At 60.3% G+C, this 24,769-nt stretch carries 24 protein-coding genes; 10 read left to right on the top strand and 14 right to left on the bottom strand.

Annotated features, from left to right (window positions below):
* Position 1: 1 nt before the first annotated feature.
* Positions 2-1,414, bottom strand: a complete 1,413-nt coding sequence (locus HNQ72_RS12205; protein WP_183992505.1) for an MFS transporter — start codon at positions 1,412-1,414, stop codon at positions 2-4.
* Between the two features lie 220 nt (positions 1,415-1,634).
* Between HNQ72_RS12205 and HNQ72_RS12200 the strand changes: the two genes are divergently transcribed.
* The 5 genes from HNQ72_RS12200 to adhP all read left to right on the top strand — a co-directional run bounded on the left by HNQ72_RS12200 (position 1,635) and on the right by adhP (position 7,031).
* Entirely contained in the window at positions 1,635-2,639 is a 1,005-nt protein-coding gene (locus HNQ72_RS12200) for an MBL fold metallo-hydrolase (RefSeq protein WP_183992504.1), read from the top strand.
* 188 nt (positions 2,640-2,827) lie between these two features.
* Positions 2,828-4,321, top strand: a complete 1,494-nt coding sequence (gene guaB, locus HNQ72_RS12195; protein WP_148147389.1) for an IMP dehydrogenase — start codon at positions 2,828-2,830, stop codon at positions 4,319-4,321.
* 102 nt (positions 4,322-4,423) lie between these two features.
* A complete protein-coding gene (locus HNQ72_RS12190; RefSeq protein ID WP_183993113.1) occupies positions 4,424-4,843 on the top strand; it encodes an MAPEG family protein in 420 nt (139 codons plus the stop codon).
* Between the two features lie 125 nt (positions 4,844-4,968).
* Positions 4,969-5,847 (top strand): dienelactone hydrolase family protein, encoded by an 879-nt coding sequence (locus HNQ72_RS12185; protein ID WP_183992503.1) that lies wholly within the window; start codon positions 4,969-4,971, stop codon positions 5,845-5,847.
* Between the two features lie 155 nt (positions 5,848-6,002).
* The gene (adhP, locus tag HNQ72_RS12180; RefSeq protein WP_183992502.1) at positions 6,003-7,031 is read left to right on the top strand and encodes an alcohol dehydrogenase AdhP; all 1,029 of its coding nucleotides are present in this window, start codon (positions 6,003-6,005) and stop codon (positions 7,029-7,031) included.
* A 32-nt stretch (positions 7,032-7,063) separates the two neighbouring features.
* Here the strand turns inward: adhP and HNQ72_RS12175 are convergent, their stop codons facing one another.
* Complete coding sequence (locus HNQ72_RS12175; RefSeq protein ID WP_183992501.1) at positions 7,064-7,960, bottom strand: hydrogen peroxide-inducible genes activator; 897 nt, start codon at positions 7,958-7,960, stop codon at positions 7,064-7,066.
* 211 nt (positions 7,961-8,171) lie between these two features.
* On the bottom strand, positions 8,172-9,122 hold the full coding sequence (locus HNQ72_RS12170) for a LysR substrate-binding domain-containing protein (protein WP_183992500.1): 951 nt from the start codon (positions 9,120-9,122) through the stop codon (positions 8,172-8,174).
* A 191-nt stretch (positions 9,123-9,313) separates the two neighbouring features.
* Between HNQ72_RS12170 and HNQ72_RS12165 the strand changes: the two genes are divergently transcribed.
* Complete coding sequence (locus HNQ72_RS12165; RefSeq protein ID WP_183992499.1) at positions 9,314-9,619, top strand: YjiS-like domain-containing protein; 306 nt, start codon at positions 9,314-9,316, stop codon at positions 9,617-9,619.
* A 138-nt stretch (positions 9,620-9,757) separates the two neighbouring features.
* Here the strand turns inward: HNQ72_RS12165 and HNQ72_RS12160 are convergent, their stop codons facing one another.
* From HNQ72_RS12160 to HNQ72_RS12145, 4 genes are all read right to left on the bottom strand, one after another.
* On the bottom strand, positions 9,758-11,131 hold the full coding sequence (locus HNQ72_RS12160) for a glutamate--cysteine ligase (RefSeq protein WP_183992498.1): 1,374 nt from the start codon (positions 11,129-11,131) through the stop codon (positions 9,758-9,760).
* Positions 11,132-11,290: 159 nt separating this feature from the next.
* Positions 11,291-12,028, bottom strand: coding sequence for a 16S rRNA (uracil(1498)-N(3))-methyltransferase (locus HNQ72_RS12155; protein WP_183992497.1), 738 nt, complete (start codon positions 12,026-12,028; stop codon positions 11,291-11,293).
* Positions 12,029-12,037: 9 nt separating this feature from the next.
* Positions 12,038-13,567, bottom strand: a complete 1,530-nt coding sequence (locus HNQ72_RS12150; protein ID WP_183992496.1) for an inorganic phosphate transporter — start codon at positions 13,565-13,567, stop codon at positions 12,038-12,040.
* Positions 13,568-13,678: 111 nt separating this feature from the next.
* The gene (locus HNQ72_RS12145) at positions 13,679-14,161 is read right to left on the bottom strand and encodes an NUDIX hydrolase (protein ID WP_183993112.1); all 483 of its coding nucleotides are present in this window, start codon (positions 14,159-14,161) and stop codon (positions 13,679-13,681) included.
* 334 nt (positions 14,162-14,495) lie between these two features.
* Between HNQ72_RS12145 and HNQ72_RS12140 the strand changes: the two genes are divergently transcribed.
* The 3 genes from HNQ72_RS12140 to glcF all read left to right on the top strand — a co-directional run bounded on the left by HNQ72_RS12140 (position 14,496) and on the right by glcF (position 18,787).
* Complete coding sequence (locus HNQ72_RS12140; protein ID WP_183992495.1) at positions 14,496-15,929, top strand: FAD-linked oxidase C-terminal domain-containing protein; 1,434 nt, start codon at positions 14,496-14,498, stop codon at positions 15,927-15,929.
* A gap of 70 nt (positions 15,930-15,999) precedes the next feature.
* The gene (locus tag HNQ72_RS12135) at positions 16,000-17,193 is read left to right on the top strand and encodes an FAD-binding protein (RefSeq protein ID WP_183992494.1); all 1,194 of its coding nucleotides are present in this window, start codon (positions 16,000-16,002) and stop codon (positions 17,191-17,193) included.
* A 271-nt stretch (positions 17,194-17,464) separates the two neighbouring features.
* Positions 17,465-18,787, top strand: a complete 1,323-nt coding sequence (gene glcF / locus HNQ72_RS12130; protein WP_183992493.1) for a glycolate oxidase subunit GlcF — start codon at positions 17,465-17,467, stop codon at positions 18,785-18,787.
* A 128-nt stretch (positions 18,788-18,915) separates the two neighbouring features.
* On the opposite strand, the gene HNQ72_RS12125 is transcribed toward glcF, so the two are convergent.
* The 3 genes from HNQ72_RS12125 to HNQ72_RS12115 form a co-directional block, all read right to left on the bottom strand.
* Positions 18,916-19,578: an outer membrane protein gene (locus HNQ72_RS12125; protein WP_183992492.1), complete on the bottom strand. Its 663-nt coding sequence runs from the start codon at positions 19,576-19,578 to the stop codon at positions 18,916-18,918.
* Between the two features lie 136 nt (positions 19,579-19,714).
* Positions 19,715-20,398, bottom strand: coding sequence for a L,D-transpeptidase (locus tag HNQ72_RS12120; protein ID WP_183992491.1), 684 nt, complete (start codon positions 20,396-20,398; stop codon positions 19,715-19,717).
* A gap of 161 nt (positions 20,399-20,559) precedes the next feature.
* Positions 20,560-21,393 carry a L,D-transpeptidase gene (locus HNQ72_RS12115; protein ID WP_183992490.1) on the bottom strand — a complete coding sequence of 278 codons (834 nt, stop codon included), beginning with the start codon at positions 21,391-21,393 and terminating at the stop codon, positions 20,560-20,562.
* Positions 21,394-21,630: 237 nt separating this feature from the next.
* On the opposite strand from HNQ72_RS12115, the gene HNQ72_RS12110 reads away from it, so the two are divergent.
* Positions 21,631-22,254: a DNA-3-methyladenine glycosylase I gene (locus tag HNQ72_RS12110; RefSeq protein WP_183992489.1), complete on the top strand. Its 624-nt coding sequence runs from the start codon at positions 21,631-21,633 to the stop codon at positions 22,252-22,254.
* Positions 22,255-22,257: 3 nt separating this feature from the next.
* Here the strand turns inward: HNQ72_RS12110 and HNQ72_RS12105 are convergent, their stop codons facing one another.
* From HNQ72_RS12105 to HNQ72_RS12090, 4 genes are all read right to left on the bottom strand, one after another.
* The gene (locus HNQ72_RS12105) at positions 22,258-22,968 is read right to left on the bottom strand and encodes an HAD family hydrolase (RefSeq protein WP_183992488.1); all 711 of its coding nucleotides are present in this window, start codon (positions 22,966-22,968) and stop codon (positions 22,258-22,260) included.
* 85 nt (positions 22,969-23,053) lie between these two features.
* Positions 23,054-23,371, bottom strand: a complete 318-nt coding sequence (gene copM / locus HNQ72_RS12100) for a CopM family metallochaperone (protein ID WP_373289447.1) — start codon at positions 23,369-23,371, stop codon at positions 23,054-23,056.
* Positions 23,372-23,509: 138 nt separating this feature from the next.
* On the bottom strand, positions 23,510-23,908 hold the full coding sequence (locus HNQ72_RS12095; protein WP_183992486.1) for a hypothetical protein: 399 nt from the start codon (positions 23,906-23,908) through the stop codon (positions 23,510-23,512).
* Positions 23,909-24,001: 93 nt separating this feature from the next.
* The gene (locus HNQ72_RS12090; protein WP_183992485.1) at positions 24,002-24,754 is read right to left on the bottom strand and encodes a hypothetical protein; all 753 of its coding nucleotides are present in this window, start codon (positions 24,752-24,754) and stop codon (positions 24,002-24,004) included.
* Positions 24,755-24,769 lie beyond the last annotated feature (15 nt).

Below are 24,769 nucleotides of genomic sequence, written 5' to 3'. Positions count from 1 at the left end.
CTTATTCTCCCGCTTCCGGCTGTGCGTCAGCCGGTCGCCGGCCCCGGTGGCCGGAAACATCCGCCCCTGTCAGCGGATCGAGCTTGATGAGCGGAATGATCGAAAACAGCGAGACCGCTGCCACGATGAAGAAGGCAAGGTGAAAATCTGCCAGCTGCAGATGGCTGCCTGAAAACATCGAGGACATCTCCAGGATGAAGGCGGCAAAGGCGACGCCAAGCGCAAGGCTGACCTGCTGCAGCGCGGATGCCATGGAAGTCGCCTGGCTCGCCAGTTCGTCTGAAATCTCCGAATAACCGAGTGCGTTGACGCCGGTAAAGAACAGCGAGCGGAACAGGCCTGCAGCCAGAAGCGCGCCGATGATCCAGATATGCGGCGTCTCGGGCGTGAAGAACCCGTTCACCGCCGTCATGGCCGCGCCGAGAACGCCGGCGACCATCAGCGCTGTGCGGAAGCCGGTGACGGCAAATACCCGCCGTGCCACGAACTTCACGGTCAGCGCGCCGATCGCACCTGAAAAAGTGATAAGGCCGGATTGGAACGGATTGAGCCCGAAACCGAGCTGCAACATCAGCGGCATCAGAAAGGGGATAGCACCGGTGGCAATCCGAAACAGCGTGCCCCCCGTTGTCGAGGCCCTGAATGCCCGATCGTTGAAAATCTTCAGGTTCAGGATCGGGTGAGGATGCAGCCTTGCATGACGCACATAAAGAAAGCACGCGGCAAAGCCGGCAAGCGTAGCACTGATGCCGACTGCGGGCGGCAGAGCCGGCAGGCCGATTACCGAAAGCCCGAAGACGACGCCGGAGGCCGCGACGGATGTCAGCAGGAAGCCAGTCCAGTCCATCCTGGCGGTTCCCATCGGCGGCACTTCGGGCAGGTATCTGCCGGTGAGGTAAAGCCCGATCACCCCGATCGGGACATTGATGATGAAGATCCAGTGCCAGGAAAAATAGGTGGTAATGAAGCCACCGATCGGCGGCCCCGTCAGTGGCCCGACAAGCGCCGGTATGGTCAAAAGCGCCATGGCGGAAACGAGATCGCTGCGCTTGGTTGTGCGCAAGAGAACCAGGCGCCCGACCGGCGTCATCATTGCCCCGCCCATGCCCTGTAGAAACCGTGACATGACGAACTGGACGACAGAATCGGAGATCGCGCAGAGGATCGATCCAATGATGAAAACGCAGATCGCCAGCCGGAACACTTTCTTCGCGCCGAACCGGTCCGACATCCACCCGCTGATCGGGATGAACATCGCAAGCGCCACCATATAGGAGGTTAGCGCCAGCTTGAGCGTGATCGGGCTGACGCCGAGATCGTTGGCGATTGTCGGAAGTGCGGTGGCGATCACAGTCGAATCCATGTTCTCCATGAACAGGGCGACAGCGAGGATGAGTGGAATGATACGATTCATGGAGACGGATGCCGTTATCTGACAGGCCCGAGGGACAAGAGGCCTGTAAACCTCCAAATCCGTTCTGCCAATGGACGTTCCGCGCCTTTTTGTTCATCGCGTCTATCGGGCTAGGTGTCACGTCTGCGTGAAAACGCGATTTTGAGCCATGATCATCGTCAACTTTTCGCTCGGGCGCGCTAACTTCGCGCCGACATCATTCGTCATGAGGGAACGGGATATGGCTGGAAACGGTATCGGAAGAAGAACTTTGCTGGGCACTGCGGGCTTCACGGTCCTCGGCGCACCGGCAATCATCGGCAACCGGGCGGCCTTCGCCCAGGACAGCAGCAAAGCGAGCAGCAATTTGGCAATCGATCGAGTTACCCCGCCCGATCTTCATAAGTTCAAGGTAGGCAGTTTCGAGGTTCTTGTCGTCAAGGATGGCGCACGCCCGTCCGGCGTCCCGAACGAAACCTTCGGCACCAACCAGTCCGCTGAAACCGTCGGCGCGCTTCTGTCCGACAATTTCCTGCCGACCGACCAGTTCGTCAACGGCTTCTCGCCGACCCTGATCGACACCGGTTCCGACGTTATCCTGTTCGACACCGGTTTCGGCCAGTCCGGTCGTGCGCAGGGTGCAGGCCGCCTGATCGAAGGCATGGCCGCTGCCGGTTACATGCCGGCGGACGTCACCATCGTCGTTCTGACCCATCTGCATGGCGATCATATCGGCGGCCTGATGGAAGATGGAAAACCGGCCTTCGAAAATGCCCGTTACGTTGTCGGCCAGAAGGAATACGATTTCTGGACCGATACTGCGCGTGTCGGCACACCTGCCGAAGGTGGCCACAAGGGCGTGCTCGCCAACGTCAAGCCGCTTGCCGAAAAGATCACCTTCATCGGTGATGGCGCAGATGTCGTCTCCGGCATCACCAGCATGGCGGCTTTCGGCCACTCGCCGGGCCACATGATCTTCAACGTCGAATCCGCCGGCAAGCGCCTGATCCTGACCGCCGATACGGCAAACCATTTCGTGCTGTCGCTGCAGCGCCCGGATTGGGAGGTGAAGTTCGATATGGACAAGGCCGCCGCCGCCGCAACGCGCAAGAAGGTGTTCGACATGGTCGCCACCGACAAGGTCGCCTTCCTCGGCTACCACATGCCTTTCCCGGCCGTCGGTTATGCCGAAAAGCAGGAGACGGGTTACCGCTTCGTGCCGAAGAGCTATCAGTTCGATATCTGATCGTTTCGGAACATAGCTTATGAGCTATGCAAACCCGGGTGGGCTGCCTCCCGGGTTTTTTCTATTCCCTAACTGTCATTAACGTGTTACCAGCCCTCGCCAACTTCCATGTATTTCATGCAGAAGCAACCGGATGAAGGATTTCCTTTTCCCGGAGGATTCTGCCTATCCAACTGAAGGAACTGGCAATGGCACGCATCGTAATCTCGGCAACCGGCGCGGAAGCGCTAACCTTTGACGACGTGCTTCTCCAGCCGGGGCACTCGGAAATCATGCCGGGTCAGACCAATATCTCCACCCGCATCGCCAAGGATATCGACCTGTCGCTGCCGATCCTGTCTTCGGCCATGGACACGGTCACCGAAAGCCGTCTGGCAATCGCCATGGCGCAGTCGGGCGGTATGGGCGTCATCCACCGCAACCTGACCCCGATCGAACAGGCCGAGGAAGTCCGCCAGGTCAAGAAGTTCGAAAGCGGCATGGTCGTCAACCCCGTCACGATCGGCCCGGATGCGACGCTGGCAGAAGCTCTGTCGCTGATGAAGGCGCATGGCATTTCCGGCATTCCGGTCGTCGAAAACGGTGGTCGTCCGGGCCGTCTGGTCGGTATTTTGACCAACCGCGACGTCCGTTTCGCTTCTGATCCGAACCAGAAGATCTTCGAACTGATGACCCGCGACAACCTCATCACCGTAAAGGATGGCGTCGAGCAGGCCGAGGCCAAGCGCCTTCTCCATTCGCACCGCATCGAAAAGCTGCTGGTGGTAGATAACGAAGGTCGCTGCATCGGTCTCATCACCGTCAAGGACATCGAGAAGTCGCAGCTCAATCCGAATGCCGCCAAGGATGCCCAGGGCCGTCTGCGTGCCGCCGCCGCCATCTCCACCGGCGACGATGGTGTTGAACGCGCTGAGCGCCTGATCGATGCCGGCGTCGATGTGATCGTCGTCGATACCGCCCACGGTCATTCCCAGAAGGTTCTCGACGCCGTTGCCCACGTCAAGAAGATGTCAAACGCCATTCGCATCATCGCCGGCAATGTCGCGACAGCCGAAGGTACCAAGGCACTGATCGATGCTGGCGCTGACTGCATCAAGGTCGGTATTGGCCCGGGCTCGATCTGCACCACCCGCGTTGTCGCAGGCGTCGGCGTTCCGCAGCTCGCAGCCGTCATGGCGGCTGTCGAGGAAGGCAACAAGCACGGTATCCCGGTCATTGCTGACGGTGGCCTGAAATTCTCCGGTGACGTTGCCAAGGCTATCGCCGCCGGTGCTTCGGCTGTCATGGTCGGCTCGCTGCTCGCCGGTACCGATGAAAGCCCGGGCGAAGTTTACCTCTACCAGGGCCGTTCCTTCAAAGCCTATCGCGGCATGGGCTCTGTCGGCGCCATGGCGCGCGGCTCGGCAGACCGTTATTTCCAGGCGGAAGTACGCGATACGCTGAAGCTCGTTCCGGAAGGCATCGAAGGCCAGGTTCCCTACAAGGGCCCGGTCTCGGCCGTGCTGCACCAGCTCGCCGGTGGTTTGAAGGCTGCCATGGGTTATGTCGGCGGCAAGGACATCAAGGATTTCCAGGAAAAGGCGACCTTCGTGCGCATTTCCGGTGCCGGTCTTCGCGAAAGCCATCCGCATGGCGTGACCATCACCCGCGAAAGCCCGAACTATCCGGGCGTAAGCTCTTAAGTCTGACGGGAAACTCTCCACCGATTTCAAGCGGGCCGGGCATTCAACCCGGCCCGTTTTCGTGCCAGAAGGTCGGAAACGTTGTAGGAGTATTACCCGATGATGACCGACACGACCGCCATGTTCTGGCCGATGATCGCCCACGCCTTTCTGGTCTTCATCCTCTATTACCTGCTGTCGATGCGCCGCGGCGCAGCCGTCAGCTCCGGCAGCGTAGATATCCGCCAGTTCAAGGAAAATCTCTCCGAACCGGCCGAAAGCCTGCTGGTCCATAACAACCTGAAGAACCAGTTCGAGCTGCCGATGCTTTTCCACGCCGGCGTGCTGGCGATCTTCATCTGCAATGCCGACAACATCATAACCATCGCGCTAGCCTGGATCTTCGTTATTTCGCGTTACGCGCATTCCTATGTGCACATCACCAGCAACCGGTTGCTTCTGCGCCGCCCGCTGTTCATGCTCGGCTTCATGGCGACAGTGCTGATGTGGGGCTGGCTGGCAATCTGGCTCGCCACCTCCTGAGACCTTTCCGCTCTCACGCACCCATCTTTTGTCACGCATAAGTGTAGCGCGGCTCTTCCGCGCTTCATCGCCTTGTCCGGCTGCTGCCCTACCTTCTTTCGCCTGTAGCGAGAGGAGCAGGCAATATGGACAAGGAGCCCAAAGTCACCCAGGCGATGATCAACGCCTATGACGAATACACGCATCTCCATCTCGATCGTCGCAGGTTCATGGAGAGGCTGACGGCACTCGCCGGATCCGGCGCCGCAGCGGCAGCGATCGCCCCCATGCTCGCCGCCAACGGCGCCCGCGCTGCGATCGTCGAGCCAAGCGACGATCGGCTGATGACGCAGGACGTGACCTTTCCCGGTTCGACCGGCGAGATGAAGGCCTATTGGGCCAGTCCGAAGTCGGCGACCGCCCCGCTCGGCTCCATCATCGTCATTCACGAAAATCGCGGACTCAACGAACATATCCGCGATGTCTCCCGCCGCGCGGCGTTGGAAGGCTTCAACGCGCTCGCCGTGGATTTCCTCTCTCCGCTCGGCGGAACGCCCATGGATGAGGACAAGGCGCGCGAAATGTTTTCGACGCTTGATCCTGCACAGACTGCGGCCGATGGCGAAGCGGCACGTGTCTGGCTTTCGAAACATGAAGGCGCCAACGGCAAGGTCGGCGCTGTCGGCTTCTGCTGGGGCGGTGGTCTCGTCAACCGCATGGCGGTCAACTCGCCGGACCTGAATGCCGGCGTTGCCTATTACGGCCAGCAGCCGCCGGCCGCCGACGTCCCAAAAATCAAGGCGCCGCTGATGCTGCATTACGGGGGGCTCGACGAGCGCATCAATCCCGGCATCCCCGCTTATCGCGAGGCGCTGGAAAAGAACGGCAAGAGCTTCGAGATCTTCGTCTATGAGGGTGTCAACCACGCCTTCAACAACGACACTTCGGCCGCCCGTTATGACAAGGCAGCCGCAGATCTCGCCTGGAGCCGAACGACCGGCTTCTTCAGGAAGTATCTCGCCTGACACCAATCTTGCCACACACAAGTGTAGCAGCCTTGCGACAGAAGCGGCGGCGGCAAACCCGCCGACGTTGACATGTGTCAGTTCGGCTTCTTTTCTCTCCACGGTCGCGGCGAGCAAGCGCTCAGCCGAATGTCATCGCTTGTGAGGAGGATGAAATGGCATCAACAATGAAGGCCGCCGTCGTACGTGCATTCGGAAAGCCGCTCGTCATCGAGGAAGTGGCGATCCCCGATCCAGGCCCGGGTCAGGTCCTGATAAAATACGAAGCAACAGGTGTCTGCCACACCGATCTTCATGCCGCCAATGGCGATTGGCCGGTAAAGCCCAATCCCCCCTTCATTCCCGGCCATGAGGGCGTCGGCTATGTCGCCAAACTCGGTGCCGGCGTCTCCCGTATCAAGGAAGGCGATCGCGTCGGCGTGCCGTGGTTACACACCGCCTGCGGCGCATGCTCGCCTTGCCGCACCGGCTGGGAAACGCTCTGCGGCAGCCAGCAGAATACCGGTTATTCCGTCAACGGCACGTTTGCGCAATATGGTCTGGCCGATCCGGATTTCTGTGGCCGCCTGCCGGATAATCTCGAATTCGGCGCAGCCGCTCCCGTGCTCTGCGCCGGCGTCACCGTCTATAAGGGGCTGAAGGAAACTGAGGTCCGGCCCGGCGAATGGGTGGTCATCTCCGGCGTCGGCGGCCTCGGCCATATGGCGGTTCAATATGCCAAGGCCATGGGAATGCATGTTGTGGCCGCCGATATTTTTGATGAAAAGCTGGATCTGGCGAAAAAGCTTGGCGCAGACATCACAGTCAATGGCCGCGATGCCGATGCCATCGAGCAGGTGCAGAAGGCGACCGGCGGCGTGCATGGCGCGCTGGTTACCGCCGTTTCGCCCAAGGCGATGGAGCAGGCCTACGGATTCCTGCGCTCCAGGGGCACGATGGCGCTGGTCGGCCTGTCACCGGGTTATATATCGCTGCCGGTGTTCGATACGGTTCTGAAGCGCATCACTGTGCGCGGCTCCATTGTCGGCACCCGTCAGGATCTTGAGGAATCGCTGGTCTTCGCTGGGGAAGGCAAGGTTGCCGCGACTTTCTCCTGGGACAAGCTGGAAAATATAAATGCCATTTTCCACCGCATGGAAGAGGGCAAGATCGACGGCCGTATCGTCCTAGACCTCGCGGCCTGATCCAGTATCGGGTGAGGGGTGCTCAGCGCCCCTCATTTCTGCTTCGGGGCTGTCTCGATAATCGCTGCCGCCAGGGCAGACATGTCCTCTGAACGCCCGCTGGATTTTCGCCATATCAATCCGATCTCGCGAGACGGAGCGGGATCGGCAAACGGCACGATTATCAGGTTGTTTCGGGCGGTTTCCGAGGCAAGCGCCATTTCGGGGATCAACGTCATTCCCATGTCGTGGGATACCATCTGCAGCAGCGTCGACATTGAGGTTGCGCCGAAATTGACGAGGCTCCTTTTGCCTGCGGCACTGCAGACTGCAAGCGCCTGGTCGCGCAGGCAGTGCCCTTCTTCAAGCAACAGCAGCCGGTCGGCATCCACCTGATTTTCCGTCATCGGCGAGGTCAGCACCTCCCGGTCGTTCTTCGCCATCGCCATGAAGAACCGGTCGGCGAACAAGGGCCTGACCTCAAGTGTCTCTGCTTCCACGGGCAGCGCCGCGATCACAGCATCTAGACGCCCGTCGAGAAGTTCGGCAACGAGCCGGTCGGTCACCGTCTCCTTCAGCTCGATCTCGATTTCCGGGTAGGCTTGACGCAGATGAGGGATCAGTTTCGGCACCAGATAGGGCGCGACCGTTGGAATGATGCCGATGCGGATCGGCCCGGCCAGGACACCGCTCTTGCGTCGCGCTGTTTCTTCCAGCTCGTCGACGGCGCCAAGGATGACACGGATGCGTGCCAGCACAGCCTCACCCTTGGCGGTCAAAAGCACGCCGGCGCGATTGCGCTCCACCAGTTGCGCGCCCAGATGATCTTCCATTTCCATGATCTGGGTTGAAAGCGCCGGCTGGCTGACATGCACCATCGCCGCCGCCTTGCCGAAATGCCGCGTGGCAGCAAGCGCCTCGAAATAGCGCATCTGGCGAAGTGTGAGCATGATAAGAAATTCCAATCTAACGGCGACTATGCCGCACCTCAAGCTTATGAGGTGAGAGTGTCTTCTTCAACCGTTACAGCATGTCCCCCGAAAGCGTCACCGGTTTCGGGGGACATGCGCAAAAACAAAGAGCTAAAACACGGCAAGCGAATCTGAAAGATCGCGACGTGCTTTAGCAGCCGCGTTGGAAAATGAAACGCTGACGGTGATCTCACCACCCCGTCATCACTTGGCCCGATCGAGCTCGCGCCTGTCGGGCAAAGCTCTTCACCTCTCCGTCCAGATCGTCGGGCAGGGCGGCAGGCGAGATGTTGTCGAGGCAGGCGGTGATATGGTCGGTGATCGCGTTCATCAACGACGGAGAAAGCCCCGGCCGCTTCATCAGGCCGATCTGCACCGGCGGCAGCGGCGGAAAACCGTCTGCGGCCGTCAGCACCTTCATGCCCGGCCGAAGCGCCGATTCCGGCAGAACAGACACCGCCATACCGGCAAGGATCGCAGCCGCAATGACGGTCGAAGACCAGCTGGTGAACAGAACCTGATATTCGCGCCCATCCGCGTCCAGTGCCGAACAGGCAAGCTGGCGCCACAGACAGTCACGACGTCCCACCGCAAGCGGCACCGGCGCATCGTCCTTCAGCGGATGGTTGGCTGATGCCACCCAGCACAGCGGCTCGGTGCGCACCACGTCGGAAATCCGCTGCCGCGGGTTATGGGTGACGAGCGCGATATCGAGTTCGCCCCGCGCCATCTTTTCGCCGAGGCTGACCGACGGCTCGCAGACGATATAGAGCTCCACATTCGGATGCGTCTTGGCGAACCGGCCGATGATTTCCGGCATGTAGCGATCGGCATAATCGTCGGGAGTGCCGATCCGGATCGTGCCCTCCAGCCGGTTGTCGTCGAAGGCGGCGATCGCCTCGTTGTTCAGCCGGATGATGCGCCGGGCGTAATTCATCAGCTTCTCGCCCTCGGCGGTCAGGCGGTTGCCGCGCCCGTCCTTGGCAAACAGCTGCTTGCCTATCCGCTCTTCAAGCCTGCGCATCTGCATCGACACGGCAGATTGCGTCTTGAACACCCGGTCCGCAGCCTTGGTGAAGCTGCCGGTGTCGATAATGGCGATGAAAGTATGCAGCTGGTCGATATCGAGAGGAGCGGACATGAGCGTCATCCATCAGTGAACTTGATAATCATCATTAGAAACATTCGTTGGACTGATCAATACGATTAACCGATAACACCTGCAATTCTCGAACAGAGGCGCTGTCGCAAACGGCGCAAATGTCTCACCGGCAATCCGCCCGCATTGGCAGTCGGAAAGCCTTTGACCGTGCCCGATGAAAGGATACCCCGATGAGCACGACCGAATGCGGAACCGATTTGAAGCTTGTGAAGGCTCCGGCCACAGCGCAGTCTGCAATTTTCCAGACGGCCGTGTTCGTGCGCATCAAATCCGCATGGCGCGCCATCCGTAACCGCATTGCGGCACATCCGCTTTTTGAATTGGATGATCATATGCTCGACGATATCGGACTTAGCCGCCGTGATGTCGTGACCGCACTTGATCGTTCCGCCGCGCTGGATGATCCGTCTCTGCTTCTGGCAAGAGCCGCTCGCGAGCGCGCCCGCACGCGGTTCGCCCGGCCGCCAGCTCGCTGACCGCGTGCATCAATTTGAGTATGATTTTCCCCGCAGGGTAAGCCAATAACCCTGCCTCTTGCCCGGCCGGACACCCGCGCCGGGCCTTTTTTTATTTTGTGTAGAGCAAAGAAAAGCCCGCCGAAGCGGGCCTTTTCATCAATACTGGTATTCGTCGAAGACCGGCTCCACCGAGCTATTCCAGCGGCCGTTGAACAACCCGAGCAGGTCGTCGGCAAGCGTCGCCTTCTTCGCCAGCACTTCCTCGAGTGGCTGCAGGAACACACTTTCGTCCTGGCCGTCACCGTTCAGTTTCGCCCGCGCCTTGAGGCCAGCCGTCGAAATCCGGACTGTATCGCGCGCCACATCCAGAACCGGACGGCCCTTGATCGTCGCGGCGAGACCCTGTGCCGGAACGGCATCGCGCATCGCCACGACATCCTCGAATGTCCAGTCTGCCGTCAGCGCCTCGGCTTCGGCAAGTGCTGCATCGTCATAGAGCAGGCCGACCCAGAAGGCCGGCAGTGCGCAGATCCGGCGCCACGGGCCACCGTCTGCGCCGCGCATTTCAAGAAAACGCTTCAGACGAACGTCGGGGAAAAGCGTCGAGAGGTGGTTCGTCCAGTCGCCCATGTTCGGTTGCCAGTCGGCCACCTCGCCCTTCAGCGCGCCGGCCATGAACTGGCGGAAGGTCACATGCGTGCAGTCGTGATATTTGCCGTCGCGAACGATGAAATACATCGGCACGTCGAGCGCCCATTCGACATAATGGTCGAAACCGAAATCCGCATCGAAGACGAAGGGCAGGGTGCCGGAGCGCCGGTTGTCCGTATCGCGCCAGATATCGCCGCGCCAGGAGAGAAGACCGTTCGGCTTGCCTTCGGTAAACGGCGAGGAGGCGAAGAGCGCGGTCGCGATCGACTGCAGCTTCATCGATACCCGCATCTTGGCGGCCATATCGGCCTCGGAGGAAAAGTCGAGGTTCACCTGGATCGTGCAGGTGCGGTACATCATGTCGAGCCCCTTGGCGCCGACCTTCGGCATGTAGCGGGTCATGATGTCGTAGCGGGATTTCGGCATGCGCGGCGTCTCGGCCAGCGACCACTTCGGGCTGCCGCCGAGGCCGAGAAAACGGATGCCCATCGGCTCTGCGATCTCTTTGACCAGCGCCAGATGCTTGTTGGATTCCTTGCAGGTCTCGTGGATCGTTTCCAGCGGCGCGCCGGACAGTTCGAACTGCCCGCCGGGCTCGATCGAGATCGCGCCCATGCCGGACTGTTCACCAAGCCCGATGATGTTTTCGCCGTCCATGATCGGCTCCCAGCCGAGCCTTTCCTGCATGCCCTTCAAAAGCGCGGAAATGCTGGCATCGCCGAAATAGGGAACCGGGCTGTTATCCTTGCGGAAGAACACGAATTTCTCGTGTTCCGTGCCAATGCGGAACTTGTCTTTCGGGCGCGAGCCCTGTGCCAGATAGGCGGAAAGCTCGGAGACCGAGGAAAGTGGTGTCTGGTCGGTCGTGTCGCGCGCCATGAAAATACCTTGGTCGGAATGTCTGATTGATAAGCCAGACTGATTATCGTCCGGCTGATTGGACTGGATTCATCTGCGGTGCAAGCGAATTTGTTTCAAGATCAGTTCAGAAAAACAGTGCCATCTGTTGCGCTTTGGCAAGTCTGCAATGGCCGTCCTTTACTTCCAATCCCCGATCGCCGCCTGAATGACCGCCAGTGCTGCAACCGCCGCCGTATCAGCCCGTAGGATCCGCGGCCCGAGCGGTATCGCCGTCACGTAGGGCAGCGAGCGCAAGAGGCTGCGTTCCTCCTCCGAAAATCCGCCCTCCGGGCCAACCAGCAGCGCAAGCTTTTTCTCTTTTACCTTGGCCAGAATCGGCAGCGGGTTCTGGCCCTCGTCGCCTTCATCACAAAAGATGATCCGCCGGTCTTCAGACCAGCGCTCGAGTATATCGGCAAGCTTGCGCGGTTCGCAAACCTCCGGGATCGACAGCACGCCACACTGTTCGGCAGCTTCCGTCACATTCGCTCTCAATCGGTCGAGATTGGTGATCTTGCCCTGCACATGCTGGGTCATCACCGGCTGCATCGTACCGGCACCCATCTCCACGGCCTTCTGCACCAGATAATCCAGCCGGCCGACTTTTAGCGGCGCAAACAGATAATGCAGGTCGGAGGTCTCCGGCTGCGGCCTTGTCTGCTCGATCGGCTGAAGCACGATCTTCTTGCGGCTGGGGAAGGTGATCTCGGCCAGCCATTCGCCGTCGCGCCCGTTGAAGACCAGAACCTTCGCACCGGCTTCCAGCCTCAGCACGTTGGCGAGATAGTTGAACTGCTCGCTCGATACCTCATACAGGCTGTTGGCAGACAGGGGAGCATCGACGAAAAGCCGCTGAAGGCGAAAATTGGCGCGCATGATCTTCTCTTACAAAAACAGCGCAAACATAACCGTAGCAATGATCGCCGCAAGGCCCGCCGCGGCCGGAAGCGTGATAATCCAGGCAACGAGAATGCTCAGGATATGCGAACGGCGCACCAGGTAGCGCCGTTTCATCTCGTCGTCATTGTGCTCGCCAGCCTCGCGCTCTTCAGGCTCGAGCTGGATGTCCCTGCCGGACCGTACCCGCATATATTCGTAACGCCGCTTGGAATTGCGGGTATACCATTCGCGGAAAAGCCCGACGCCGAACACTGCGCCGACAGCAATATGGGTGGACGAGACCGGCATGCCGATCCAGGAAGCGACGAGCACCGTCAGTCCCGTCGACAGCGAGACGCAATAGGCCCGCATCGGGTTGAGCTTTGTGATCTCGGCACCCACCAGCCGCACCAGTTTTGGCCCGTAAAGCAGAAGCCCGAGCGAAATGCCCAACCCGCCGATCACCAGTTCCCACAGTGGTACGCCGGGCATCCGGTGCACGCTGCCGGTGGCCACGTCCTGAACCGCTCCGACGATCGCCGCCAATGGTCCGATCGCGTTCGACACGTCATTCGCTCCATGCGCAAACGACATCAGCGCCGCCGACAGGATCAGCGGAATGCGAAAGAGCTTTCTGAGCGACTGGTTACGGTTTTCCAGCCCCTCCGCCTGCCGCGCAATCACCGGGATCAGCACCCGCCAGGCGATAAGACCGGTCACGACCGTCACCAGGCTTGCCAGATAAGGCGAGGGTGCACGCAGCTGGTTGCCGCCGACAAGTGTCAGATAGCCCGCAAATACCCCGGTCATGATACCGATCAGCACCGGCACCCATGTCTTGGCTGAAGTGATCTTGTCTTCGCGGTAGATGATCGTTTCCTTGACCAGCAACAGGAAGGCCGCGGCGATCATCGCTCCAAGCACCGGTGAGACGACCCAGCTTGCGGTAATGCCCGCGACCAGCCCCCAGTTGATCGCGCCGAAGCCGGCGGCGGCGATGCCGGCGCCCATCACCGCACCGACGATCGAGTGGGTGGTCGAGATGGGCGCGCTCGCCCAGGTCGCGATGTTGATCAACACGGCAGCGGCAAGCAGCGCCGCCATCATCGCCCAGATCAGCACGTTAGGGCTGGAAATCAGCGCCCCGTTGGTGATGCCGCTGGCAATCGTGGTGGCGACATTGCCGCCGGCAAGTACCGCGCCTGCCACCTCGAAGACAGCCGCCAGTGCAAGGCCGAAGCCCATCGTCATGGCGCGCGCACCGACGGCGGCACCGATATTGTTGGTCACGTCGTTTGCGCCGATGTTCATCGCCATATAGCCGGCCAGTGCCGCAGCGGCGATGACGATGACGGAGCCGGATGTGCCTGTCACATAGGTCGAAGCAAAAATCGCGGCCAGAATGATGAAGAGCAACGCCACGCCCGGACCGGCAAGTCCGCGCGCCGTATGCCGCGCGGCGTCTTCCACCGAGGAGAGTTTCTCCAGATCCTTGTCGAGCGTCGGTTTTGCCAGACGCGGCTTCTGTTGGGCCATGCTTCGTTTTATCGGTAGGGAGCGGCGCTTGGATATCTTGCTCCGGTTTATCCCGAAGCTTTTTTAGCGCTCGCTTTTGAAGAGATTATGATCTTGGGCCGAAGAGCTTGCTCAGCCCGTGGCTTTTATGGCGAGAGTGCCAACCGCGGCGAGATCCTGAACCGGTTTGCGCATCTTTTCGGCAAACTGCAGCATCAGGATTTTCAGTTCCGGCTCATTCACCCGGTTGGAGGCCTCTTCGGGAGAAACCCACTCGATCTGCCGCACGCCTTTTTCCTTGAAGTCCTTGCAGCTGCCTTCGACCTTCAGGAGGTGAACCTGCACGCGCACCGGCACCTTGATGCCGTTATCGAGACCCTTGCGGTAGTGGTAAAAGCCGAAAGGCTTTTTCTCGGCCTTGCCCTTGACGCCGACCTCTTCTCTGGCTTCCTGCTCGGCGACCTGATGCGCCAGCTTGTTTTCCATGGGCCAGCCCTTGGGAATCACCCACCGACCGGTATCGCGGCTGGTGGCAACCAGAACCTCGAATTCGCCGCGCTTGGCAGCGCGATAGCAGATCGCAGCATATTGCTGGCGCGGGGGGCGCTGCACCATGAGACGAAGATTGCTGGCGATACGGTTCATTAGGCCCAATTTAGAAAACACCTCCGAGAGTTTCATTTTACTAATATAATGATTGCGCCAGGATTAACGAGGTGTCGGGATCGAATTTGATCGTGAATCACCCGTTAAAAACCCTTACTCAGCTAAATATAAGGGGGTCGATAAACTGAGACGTCAACAGCTTATTGCACACCTGTTCAACTTTCCTCGAAATGTTGCCGAAATGTGCATGGCGAACGCATCGAAGCAACATTCATCAAGAATAAGTTGAAGCGTCCCGGCGTCATGAAATAGGTTGCGATTGAGACATGCGAGGGAGGAATGCATGCCGCAGCCAATCCAGTTTCTGCCGCCGAAGCAGGATGTCCTGTCTCGCAGGGCAACCATCATCGATGATCTGCGCGGCCTTCTGCCGGCCGATTGCGTCATCCATGAGGCGCGAGAGCTGGTTCCCTTCGAAACCGATGCCTTCATCAGCTATCGCCGCATGCCGCTCGCCGTCGTTCTACCACGCACCACCTCGCAGGTGGCGGCGGTGATGAAATACTGCCATCGCTACGGTATCCCGGTCGTGCCGCGCGGCGCCGGTACCTCGCTTTCGGGCGGCGCCATCCCGCAGGAGGATGCGGTCGTGCTCGGCCTGTCGCGCATGTCGCGCATCATCGAGATCGACTATGCCAACCGCACCGCGACGGTGCAGGCCGGCGTCACCAATCTGAGTATTTCCGAAGCCGTGGCGGTGGATGGTTTCTTTTACGCACCCGATCCCAGTTCACAGCTTGCCTGCACCATCGGCGGTAATATCGGCATGAATTCCGGCGGTGCGCACTGTCTGAAATACGGTGTCACCACCAACAATCTTCTCGGCGTCAAGCTGGTCCTGGTCGATGGCCAGGTGATCGAACTGGGCGGCAAGCATCTGGATGCTGCTGGTTATGATCTCCTGGGTCTCGTCTGCGGTTCGGAAGGCCAGCTCGGCATCGTCACCGAGGCGACGGTTCGCCTGATCGCCAAACCGGAAGGCGCCCGCCCGGTTCTGTTCGGCTTCTCGACATCTGAGGAAGCCGGCGCCTGTGTGGCCGATATCATCGCCGCCGGCATCATCCCGGTCGCCATCGAATTCATGGACAAGCCGGCGATCGAGATCTGCGAGGCCTTCGCCAAGGCCGGTTATCCGCTGGATGTCGGCGCACTCCTGATCGTCGAGGTCGAAGGCTCGGAAGCGGAAATGGATGCCACGCTGGAAAACATCGTCGAGATCGCCCGCCGACATCAGGTCATGACCGTGCGCGAATGCCAGTCGGCAACCGAGGCGGCACTGATCTGGAAAGGCCGCAAATCCGCCTTCGGTGCCACCGGCCGCATCGCTGATTACATCTGCATGGATGGCACGGTGCCGCTCGGAAAGCTCTCTTATGTGCTGAAAAAGACGTCGGAAATCATCGATCGCTTCGGCCTGCGCGTCGCCAACGTCTTCCATGCGGGTGACGGCAACATGCACCCGCTGATCCTGTTCAACGCCAATGACCCTGAAGAGGCGATGAAGGCCGAAGAGGCCGGCAACGAGATCCTGAAACTCTGCGTCGATGCCGGAGGTTGCCTCACCGGCGAACACGGCGTCGGCATCGAAAAACGCGACCTGATGCGCCATCAATATACGCCGGCCGAGCTTTCGCAGCAGATGGCGGTGCGCGCAGCGTTTGACGAGGGCTGGATCCTCAATCCGTCAAAAGTGTTTCCGCTGGAGGGGAGGGGATGAGGTCTATGTTTTCGATTGGCGTCTCATTCCGTGACCACCACCTGAAAGCAAGGCGGGGAGCATCCCCCGCATGCTGATCCCCAATACCGAAGCCGATGCCGCCTATGTCATTCGCAATGCTGCAGCCGATCGCAAGCCGCTTGCGATCTGCGGCAACAACACCCGTGGTTTTTCCAGGGCGAACCAGCCAGCCGAACCGATCAGCTCCCGCGGCCTCACCGGCATCGTCGATTATGATCCCGCCGAAATGGTGATGACGGTCAGGTCCGGCACGCCGGTTTCCGAGGTGGAAACGGCCCTTGCCGCCAACCGCCAGATGATGGCTTTCGAACCCATGGATCATCGCGGCATTCTCGCAACCAAAGGCGAGCCGACCATCGGCGGCGTCTTTGCCGCCAATGTTTCCGGCCCCCGCCGTTTCACCGCAGGGGCAGCCCGCGACAGCCTTCTCGGTCTCCGCTTCGTCAATGGCCGCGGCGAAATCATCCGCGCCGGCGGCAGGGTGATGAAGAACGTCACCGGTCTCGACCTCACGAAGCTGCTTGCCGGCTCGCGGGGCACGCTCGGTTTCATCACCGAAGTCACCTTCCGCGTGCTCCCCGTTCCGCCTGCCGTGGAGACGGTTGTCATCTCCAGCCTCGACGACGAGATGGCGGCAAAGGCGATGGCTGCGGCCGTGGCCTTGCCGGTTGAAATCTCAGGCGCGGCACACCTGCCGGCCAGTGTCCGCTCCCGCTTCATCAACGGTCGCCTGCCGGACGGCGAGGCGACGGTATTGCGGCTTGAAGGGCTTGGACCATCCATAGAGGTCCGGGCGCAAAAACTTGCCGCCGTCATGGAGGCCTTCGGGCCGGTGGCGACGCTCGGTATGGAACGGAGCCTCACGCTCTGGCGCGAGATCCGCAACGTTGTCCCTTACGCCGATGGCACGGAAAAACCGCTCTGGCGGGTCTCGGTCGCCCCGAGCGCCGGTTATCACCTGGTCTCGGCACTGCGGCTGGAGGCCGGCATCGATGCCTTCTACGACTGGCAGGGAGGACTGGTCTGGATGCGCATGGAGGCAGACCCCGAAGCCGAACTTGTCCGCCGCTACATCCGCGCACTCGGCGGCGGTCACGCAACCCTGATCAGGGCATCGGAAGCGGCACATGCCGAAATCCCGACCTTTGAGCCGCTGCCGGATGCTATTGCTGCGCTTTCTGCGCGCGTGAAGGAAAAGCTCGATCCGGCGGGAATTTTTTGTTCGGGGAAAATGGGGGGATGATGATGACTATGCGACTGCGTTACCCCCCTCTGCCCTGCCGGGCATCTCCCCCACAAGGGGGGAGATCAGCTGGGCGCATCTTCTTGCCCCAAGCGAACCTGGGCGAAATCACCGCTTGTGATGTGGTCGGAGAAATGGGCGAAGGTCCAGCCGCTTGTGATCTCCCCACCTGTGGGGAGCTCGAAGAGCGGGACGAGACACGTGGCTCGGCCCGGGCAAGCCGGCAGGGCAGAGGGGGGTTGGCAACCTCGACCATCCGAGGGACCTTCTGATGCAAACATCCTTCACCCCCGAACAGCTCGAAGATCCGCACGTCGCCGAATCCGAAAAGATCCTGCGGCGCTGCGTCCATTGTGGCTTTTGCACCGCCACCTGTCCCACCTATGTGACTTTAGGCAACGAACTCGACAGCCCGCGCGGCCGCATCTACCTGATCAAGGACATGCTGGAAAACGGCCGTGCGGCGGATGAGGAAGTCGCCACCCATATTGACCGGTGCCTCTCCTGCCTCTCCTGCGTCACCACCTGTCCCTCCGGCGTCGACTACATGCATCTGGTCGATCATGCCCGCGTCCATATCGAAAACACCTACAGGCGCCCGCTGATCGACCGGTTGATCCGCAGCCTGCTTGCCGCCGTTCTGCCCTATCCGGCACGCTTCCGCACGGCGCTGACGCTGGCAAAATTCGGCCGCCCTTTCGCGCCGTTGTTGAAGCAGGTCAAGGCGCTGAGGCCACTCGCCGCCATGCTCTATCTCGCACCGCAATCTGCACCAGTGCGGCAGGAAACGGTCATGCGCGGCGCCCAGCCCATTCGCGGCATAAGGCGGGGGCGGGTGGCGATCCTCTCGGGCTGTGCGCAATCCGTGCTCGATCCGGGCATCAATTCAGCAACAATCCGGCTTCTCGCCCGCTTTGGTATCGAGGTCATTTTGCCTGAAGGCGAGGGGTGTTGCGGCGCGCTTGTTCATCATATGGGGCGTGAGGAGGAGGCGCTCGATTTCGCCCGCCGCAACGTCGATGTCTGGACACGCGAGATCGACAACAAGAGCCTCGACGCGATCATCATCACCGCATCCGGCTGCGGCACGACCATCAAGGATTACGGCCACATGCTGCGGCTCGATCCGGCCTATGCGGAAAAGGCGGCAAGGGTATCGGCGCTGGCCAGCGACATTACCGAATATCTCTCGACGCTCGATCTGCCGCGGCAGGAACAGAGACGTCTCAACGTCGCCTATCACTCCGCCTGCTCCATGCAGCACGGCCAGAAGATCACGCTGGCACCCAAACTGCTGTTGAAGAATGCCGGCTTCACCGTCCGCGATCCTGCGGAAGGGCATCTCTGTTGCGGCTCCGCTGGTACCTACAACATCCTCCAACCGGATATCTCTGCCGAGTTGAAGGCCCGCAAGGTGAAGAATATCGAGGCGACGAAACCGGATGTCATCGCCACCGGCAATATCGGCTGCATGACCCAGATAGGCTCGGGCACGGCCATTCCGATCGTCCACACAGTGGAATTGCTGGATTGGGCTTATGGCGGCGAGAAGCCGGCGAAACTCACTTTTGCGAAGGAACCGGCGAAGCATTGAGCCAGTCTGGAAACTCGGCAACCCTCCTTCGTCATGCCCGGCTTGTCCGAGCATGATGGCGAGATGGGAGGGGCATCTTGCCTACAGACTTGCCTTGCGAAAGGCACAGGATCGAGAAGTGCTTCCGCTCAGAACCTGTAGTTCACGCCGAAATTCACCGCATTGGTGAGGATTTCCGTCTTGAGCTTGCCGCCATTGTCGATATCGACATCGACCCAGGAGTAATTGCCCTTGTATTCGGCGAAGGCCGACCAGTTATCGGTGAACTGGTAACGGAGGCCGGCTTGTGCTTGCACTGTCGCGCCGCCGAACTGGTAGTCGAAAGTTGTGCCGCTTGCGCGGGTAACTTCCACATGCGGCACGTTGATGCCAACGCCGGCGCCCAGATAAGGCGCCCACTTGCTGCCTTCGATGTCGAACTTGTAAAGCGCGTTCACGGTCAGAAGGTTGAGGCCGTCGGTGAATTCGAAATGGTCCCAGCCGCTACGATCCAGCGTCTTGTCATCGGCATAGACCTTGGCATGGGTATAATCGAGCGAGATGCCCCAGTTTGCGAGCTGGCCCTCGTCGAACCAGTATGTGCCGCGCACACCCCAATAGGGCGGGTTCGCAAACGGCTTGGTATCCCAGCCGGCACGGAAATCCGGACCGTCGGAAACCGTTATGTCGCTATGCGGCGAGGTCTGGTAACCGCCATAGCCTGATATTTCGAAATCGCCCGAAAGCGCGGGCCACGCGAGAAACGTCAGGTAGGCTGCTGAGGAGAGGAATGCTGTCGCGAAAATGCGCATGGTTCGGTCCGCTCGAATGTCGATGGTCCGAGATAGCGCGGCGATATGACATGGATGTAACCAAGATGTGTCATATGAGCATCAGCTTGTGATTTGCGTGAGGGGCGATCCCGGATCGCCCCTCCGCCATCATGTATCAACCGCCAAAAATCGTGCGGAAAATGTCGATGCCACGATCCTTGAAGGCAACGTCGCCGGGCTTTGATCCGGGTCCGATAACGACGACCTTGGAGCCGACCGGAGCGCGGGCATAAAGATGCTCGACATCCTTGTTCATCATGCGGATGCAGCCGGAAGACAGGTTGAGGCCAATCGACCAGGGCTGGTTGGTGCCGTGGATGCGGAAGATCGTGTCTCGGCCACCCTTGTAGAGATACATGGCGCGGGCGCCGAGCGGGTTGTCCGGACCGCCGGGCTGGACTGCCGGCAGCTTGATGCCGCGGCGGGCTTCGCGGGCGCGCATTTCAGCCGGCGGCGTCCAGGTCGGCCATTCAGCCTTGCGGCCGATCGACACCACACCCGACCAACCGAAACCTTCGCGGCCGACACCGATGCCGTAACGCGTCGCGCGGTTCTTGCCTTCGACGTAGTAGAGGAACTTGTTGTTGGTATCGACGATGATCGTGCCGGGCGCTTCGTTGGTGGTGAAGCGCACGCTTCGGCGCTGGAATTTCGCCGGAACTTCCTTGTTGCGAACCTTTGGCGCGACATCGCTGGCGGTCGATTGAGATTGAGCGCTGGCGGTTTCGACCGGTGCCGTCGTGGCGATGGCCGCAAGCATCATGCCGGCCACAGCCAGCAGCAATTTAGGCGATTTCATCCTTACCCCTCATACGGATCTGATCCAAAAGACGGGGCAAAATGTCCCGGCTTGGCTGGTAGGGCAAGTCAAAGAGGCAAGAATATGGGCAGGCTGTGGATAATAAAACGGCCGGATCGTGTCGATCCGGCCACATGAATAGATGCCGAAGGGCGTAAAACCTAGATCACGATGACCTTGGTTCCGACATCAACCAGTCCGTAAAGATCGGTGACATCCTCGTTGCGCATGCGGATGCAGCCGGAGGAAACCGCGCTGCCGATCGTCCAGGGCGCGTTGGTTCCGTGGATACGGTAGAGTGTCGAGCCGAGATACATGGCGCGCGCACCGAGCGGATTTTCCGGGCCGCCATCCATGCGCGCCGGCAGGTAATGACCTTTGGCGGCCTCGCGGGCGATCATCTCCTGCGGCGGCACCCAGGTCGGCCATTCCGCCTTGCGGGTCACCTTGTGCTCGCCGGCCCATTCGAAACCCGGCTTGCCGACGCCGACGCCGTAACGCTTCGCCTGTCCGCCTTCCATCACGAGATAGAGGAAGCGGTTATTGGTATCGATAACGATCGTGCCCGGCTTTTCCTTTATGTCATAAGCCACCATCTGGGGCAGGAACTGTGGTTCGATCTGGCTGCGGATGGCGCGATTGGGGCGTACGGCCACCTGCTGCACCTGGCTATCGCTATTGCCGAAAATGCCACGGCGCACGACCGGCGTGCGGGCCGGTTGCTGAACTTCCGCCTGTTGCGCGACACCGGCACGGCTTGGTGCTGCCGGGTAATAGTTGCGCTGGCCGGTCACCACGGCCTGCGGCTTCATCTGGCGCTGAGGCTGGACTTGTCTTTGGCGTGCCTGCGGCTGGGCACCGAGCTGTATCAGCCATGGGGCTGCGAGATCTGGGCTGACCACGATCGGCGGGCGTTCGCGATAACGATCATCCGCCAATGCGGAACTGGAAAACAGGGCAGCAAGGCCCAGCGCGAGAAGAAGTTTCGCCTTCATGTCGGATCCACTCGTTACAATCACCGAAAGGCGGTACCCCCGCCAACTGGGCAGAATGGTGAACGCAAGCTCAAAGCGAATGGTAAACGGGTGGCGCGTTTCATGCGTCAAATCCGATATAGCTTCCGGCAAGGTTAGCCGGCGGTTTCGAGACATGGTTGCCTGAAACTGAAACCGGCGATACTGCCGTTAACGATTCAGATTTTGGAAACGGGGCATATGGTCTGGGAGAAGGAAATGGCGGGCATCATTACGGGAGAGGATGGCAAGGGCCGCTGCTTCTGGCATGGCGGGCTGGAGGATTACCGCCGTTACCACGACGAAGAATGGGGCCGCCCTGTCACCGACGATATCCGCCTGTTCGAAAAGATTTGCCTCGAAGGGTTCCAGTCTGGCCTTTCCTGGCTGACGATCCTGCGCAAACGCGAGAATTTCCGCGCAGCTTTTGCCGGGTTCGATTTTCACAAGGTGGCGGAATTCGGTGAAGCCGACATCGAGCGGCTGGTGACGGATGCGGGTATCATTCGCCATCGCGGCAAGATCGTCTCGACCATCAACAATGCGCGCCGCGCGATCGAGCTGCAGCAGGAATTCGGCTCGCTCGCCAAATTCTTCTGGAGTTTCGAACCCGGCGCGGATCAGCGCCCGGCTACGCGCGATCTCGAAACATTGCGCGCCAATCCGACCACGCCGGTCTCCGTTTCGCTTTCCAAGAACCTCAAGAAACGCGGCTGGACCTTTGTCGGCCCGGCGACGATCTATGCCTTCATGCAGGCCATGGGCATGGTCAACGACCATATCGACGGCTGCTTCTGCCAGAGCGAGGTGGACGAGATGCGGCTTCGCTTTAAGCGGCCCTGAGGTTTACTCCGAGGCCGAGGTGATGCCGTTGAGAACGCCGTTCAGCTCGCCGAGATGTTCGATCTGGCGAAAACGTGGAGCATCGGTCGGCGCGTCGACGTGTTCAAGAACCCAGGTCAGTGCGTGGGGAATGAAGACACCGTAAGCGCCGGCGGCAATTGCCGGCACGATGTCGGATTTCAATGAATTGCCCACCATCATCGCCCGTTCCGGCCCTTCGGCAACCTTGTGAAAGATACGGCGATAGGTGGTGGCATTCTTGTCGGAGACGATCTCGATGGCATCGAAATAGTCGCCGAGCCCCGATTGCGCCAGCTTTCGCTCCTGGTCGAACAGGTCGCCCTTGGTGATCAGCACCAGCAGATAATGGCCGTTCAGCGCTTCGAGCGTCTCTTCCACATGCGGCATGCATTCGACCGGATGGCGCAGGAGATCGCGGCCGATCTCGAGGATTTTGGTGATCGTCTGCGTCGGCACCTTGCCCTCGGTGATCTCGACGGCGGTCTCGATCATCGACAGGGTGAAACCCTTGATACCGAAACCGTAATATTCGAGATTGCGCTTCTCGGCTTCGAGCAGCTTGGCGGAAATATCTGCACCCTCGGCAAAATCGCCGAGCAGGGTTTGAAAATGTTCTTCCGTCAGCCGGTAATATTGTTCGTTCTGCCAGAGCGTATCATCGGCATCGAAGCCGATAGCGGTAATCGGGCGCATGGGATCGAGCCTCCGGCCTTATCATATGGAGGAAGATGGACGCCGGGCAAGCGGCAAGCATGCCCGGGCGCATCTCATTCAGCTGTTATTTTCCGCGCTGTTTCAGCCAGGCCTGCATGTCGGCGATTTCTGCTTCCTGCGCCTTGATGACGGCCTCAGCCAGCTTGCGCTGCACCGGGTCTTTTCCAAATTCGAGTTCGACCTTGGCCATATCGATTGCACCCTGATGATGGGCGATCATGCCGCGGGCGAAATCAACATCCGCATCGCCGGAAAATTCGATCGCCATGCCCTGGTGCATTTTTGCATTGGCGGCCTTGAAGGCTTTTGTCGAGGCGCTGTCGTCGGCTGACGCCGCATTCATCGTCATGCCGGAATGGCCTTTCATGTCATGGCCCTTCATTTCCTGCGCAGAAGCGCCGGAAAAGGAGGTGGTGGCAAAGGCGAGCGTTACCGCAGCTGCGGCGATGATCGTGGTCCTGGACATGAGGTATCCTTCCGTGTCCTGAAATTCGTTATTCGACTGATTGACGAAAAACGATCAGGCTCGGGGAGGAGGCGTCAGCGGCGCGGGGCCGGAAACGATCAGCGACAAGCCGGTTTCCGGTGCGGGGTAACGGTGGACGAAACGGCCGCCATCGGCAAATGTGATATGCGGCGGCATCACGAGGCAAGCGGAGCAGAAAGGTGCGACGCAGATCTTGTTGCCGCCTTCGCTCTTGTGCGGGCATGGTTGCTGCATTTCGCCATGCACGGGGCCGGATTGCGCAACATCGCCGTGTCCCGAATGAGCGGACCTGGCATGCTGCGGCATTGAAGTTCCGGCATCCATTGCCGACCCAGCCACTACCGCGCCAGCCATGGGCATCACCGCCATAGCCGGCATCGCTCCGTAAAGGAGCCATGCGGCAAACATCATGATGGCGGCGAGCTGTCTCATTGCAATGATTCTAAGCTTCGGGCCTCGGAAATCAAGCGAGGCCGGGATCACGTCACGCTGATCTGATATCGTGGGATTAAATATGGCTGCGGTTCAGGCCGCGATCACCCGATGGATGGCCTGCCGGTCGCGGCCGATCTCGCCGAAGGGCGCCACCGGCCAGTCCCATTGACGCTTCGCCTCCGGTGGCGCAACGCCGCAGAGAAGGTCGTCCTCCTCCAGGATCGCGCCGTTGCGATCGGTCACCTCGTAAGCCACATCCGTCAGCAGCGCCGTTTTGCAGGGCAGTTGGGCAAGTCCGTCGAGATGGGCGCGGATCAGCTGCGAAATGATGGCATCCGGATTTTCATGGGCGGATCGCTCCAACACCCGGCGGCAGCCGACGCCGATCTGCGAGACGATATTGGCCGAGACCACCAGATCGAGATAAGGCACCTGCCGCAGGAAGGCGAGCGGCTCGGGCGACTTGCCGGACAACGCATCCGGCAGGCCGGAAAGATCCCGCGAGATCAACCGGACATTGGAGAGCCGTTTTGCCCTGATCCATGTCCTGACGCTGGCGAGATGGACGAGATCGACCAGCACGACCGTATCGAAGCTTTTCGACAGTTCGACGATCGGCACATCGCGCAGCAGGCCGGAGCCGAGCACCACGGCGGTGCGCCGCTGTTTCATCGGCGCGATCGTCTCGCGGATGAAGGCGTGGCAGTTCTCTTCATGCGCCGCCCAGTCTTTGGCGCAGCGCCCCGCCCGGCCCCAGAGGCCGAGGGAGGAACGGATGAAGGGACGGAATTCGCGTGGCGTGACCAGAGCGGTCGCGGCATATTGGATGGCTTCGAGGATCATGAATTAGCGATCGAT

Source organism: Aliirhizobium wenxiniae (assembly GCF_014201355.1).
Taxonomy (GTDB): domain Bacteria; phylum Pseudomonadota; class Alphaproteobacteria; order Rhizobiales; family Rhizobiaceae; genus Neorhizobium; species Neorhizobium wenxiniae.
This window is presented reverse-complemented; position numbering and strand designations above follow the sequence as displayed.